Origin of the sequence: Ruegeria sp. HKCCD6157 (assembly GCF_013110685.1) — a bacterium.
Lineage (GTDB): Bacteria > Pseudomonadota > Alphaproteobacteria > Rhodobacterales > Rhodobacteraceae > Ruegeria.
The window spans coordinates 1-2,342 of record NZ_WVRB01000019.1; the positions used below are offsets into that span (position 1 = coordinate 1).

Consider the following 2,342-nt stretch of genomic DNA (forward strand, 5'->3'; position numbering starts at 1 on the left):
AAACCTCGTCTGCACATGCCCCCCAATGGACGCATACGAAGACGCCGCGGAATAGGGAACCGGGCGTAGCAATCCGCGGTTTGCTCTGGCGGATTGAAATCCGAAAATGAGGGCAGCGTCCAGCGAGGCGCTGCCTCTCGTCAATTCGATGGAGGAACAATGAAACACTATGTCCTCGCAAATGATCGCGCCGACCTGGCAAAGACCGGGCCGGAGGTGCCCGAAAGAATAAAATACATCGATGTTATCCTCAGCGACACGCGGGCGCTGGCATCGGCTGAGATCGTCGTCGAGTTCTATCACGCTCTGAACAGCCTGGTCGAAAACTGCTCTTACGTCGTCAATCTCCGGGTGTCCGGAAATGACTCGGTCGGCGGACCTCTTTATTGGGCAGGTCGGACGGCAATATTCTGGGGCGATCTGGAGAACAACTGGGACGTCTCTGGTTCGCGCAGAAGCTGGATTTCGCAAGTTCTCAACCTGTCTTCAAGGACCGTTCTGGTAGGGGGAGCTGTCCTGTTGCTGGTGCAACTGGGCAGAGCAGGCCGAAACATCGTTGCGGTTCACCCGAACTTTGCCGCGGCCGCGCTGGAAAGCGGATTGGAAAGCTGCGGTGCGGCAACCCATCTGGCCGCCGACGGGCACCCCCACAGCGCGACCAGCAGACTGAGCGCGTTGCGGTTGTTGTCCGAATTCGTGTCCATGGATCACGGAGAGCATATAGCGGACGCATTGCGCAGCTATATCGGCCTGACCGAACCTACGCAAAAACACGAAAGCAGGTTGGCCGCCCGGTTGGTACACAGGGCAAAAGGCGATCTTCTGGTGGTGCGCACTTTGGATGCGATGCAGGAGAACATCGAAGATCCTCTCACGATCTCGGACCTTTCCCGTTTGCTCAAAACCTCGACGCGTCAACTGCAACGACGGTTCCTGGGCAAAACCGGAGCAAAGCTTCTTTCCACGTACAAGGAGCTTCGTCTGGAACGGGCGCAGAACCTGTTGCAGTTCACGAACATGTCGCAGATCGAAATCTCGGCAGCCACCGGTTTTTCATCGCCCGTCGCTTTGAAACGTGCGTTTCAACGCTGCTACAAAACCAGCCCGGATGATGTGCGGGACCGTCGGTTCATGGGGTCAATGGCGCCGGAAGGATCCTAGCACTTCTTCGGCTTGCGCAACGGGCGATGACATCGCGTGGGCAGTTTGCCCACGCAACTTTGGTTTGTTTCACGCCGCAGCAATCTGGCTGGCCTTTTCCACCAGCACTTCGGCCTGACGGATGGAGGCGTAATCTATCAGCCGACCGTCCAGCGAAACGGCGCCTTTTCCGTCTGCCTCGGCCTCGGCCATGGCAACAAGAATGCGCTGCGCCTTGTTGACCTCGGCGTCGGACGGCGACATCACCTCGTTCGCCAGCGCGATCTGGCTTGGATGAATGGCCCATTTGCCCTCGCAACCCAGAACGGCGGCACGTTTTGCGGCGGCCTTGTAACCGTCCGGGTCCTGAAAATCGCCAAAAGGCCCATCAATCGGACGCAGCCCGTTGGCGCGTGCCGCAACCACCATGCGGGCCAGAGCATAATGCCACATGTCACCCCAATGGGACTGGCGACCGCCCTCGGGGTCTGCATCGGTCAAAACAGAGTAGTCCGGGTTCACACCACCGATGATCGTGGTGCGCGCACGGGTCGAGGCCGCATAGTCGGCCACGCCGAAGTGCAGGCTTTCATTGCGCTTTGATGCTGCCGCAATCTCACTCACATTCTGCATGCCAAGCGCGGTTTCGATGATGTGCTCGAACCCGATCCGTTTTTTGTAACCCTTGGCGTCTTCGATCTGGGTCACCAGCATATCGACGGCATAGACATCCGCAGCAGTTCCGACCTTGGGGATCATGATCAGGTCCAGCCGCTCACCCGCTTGTTCGACCACATCGACGACGTCGCGGTACATGTAATGCGTGTCCAGACCGTTGATCCGAACCGACATGGTCTTGTTGCCCCAATCGATATCGTTCAGCGCCTGAATGATGTTCCTGCGGGCCTGTTCCTTTTCATCCGGTGCAACCGCGTCTTCCAGATCAAGGAAAATGACGTCTACATCGGATTTGGCTGCCTTTTCGAACATTCCGGGTTGGCTGCCGGGCACGGCCAATTCACTTCGGTTCAGTCGGGCTGGGGCTTGGTCAATGGAATGAAAGCTCATGGGTTCGGGTCCTTCGTCTTACAGGTTCGGATAGATCGGGAATTTGGCGCAGAGGTCTGCGACTTCGGCTTTGACCTTAGCTTCGACGGCGCCGTTGCCGTCTTCGCCATTGGCGGCCAGGCCGTCGACCACCT

The 2,342-nt window shown here is 58.1% G+C and carries 2 protein-coding genes; one reads left to right on the plus strand and one right to left on the minus strand.

All coding sequences use genetic code 11. From position 1 onward, the window contains the following. The first annotated feature begins 159 nt into the window (after positions 1-159). Positions 160-1,161 (plus strand): helix-turn-helix domain-containing protein, encoded by a 1,002-nt coding sequence (locus GS612_RS20410; protein WP_152460409.1) that lies wholly within the window; start codon positions 160-162, stop codon positions 1,159-1,161. A gap of 69 nt (positions 1,162-1,230) precedes the next feature. Here the strand turns inward: GS612_RS20410 and GS612_RS20415 are convergent, their stop codons facing one another. Further along, positions 1,231-2,208 carry a CoA ester lyase gene (locus tag GS612_RS20415; RefSeq protein WP_171121061.1) on the minus strand — a complete coding sequence of 326 codons (978 nt, stop codon included), beginning with the start codon at positions 2,206-2,208 and terminating at the stop codon, positions 1,231-1,233. Between the last annotated feature and the right edge of the window lie 134 nt (positions 2,209-2,342).

What these genes read in the sequence shown, in the direction of transcription:
- GS612_RS20410 (WP_152460409.1), top strand. Translation starts at nt 160, where the DNA reads ATGAAACACTATGTCCTCGCAAATGATCGCGCCGACCTGGCAAAGACC.
- GS612_RS20415 (WP_171121061.1), bottom strand. Translation starts at nt 2,208, where the DNA reads ATGAGCTTTCATTCCATTGACCAAGCCCCAGCCCGACTGAACCGAAGT.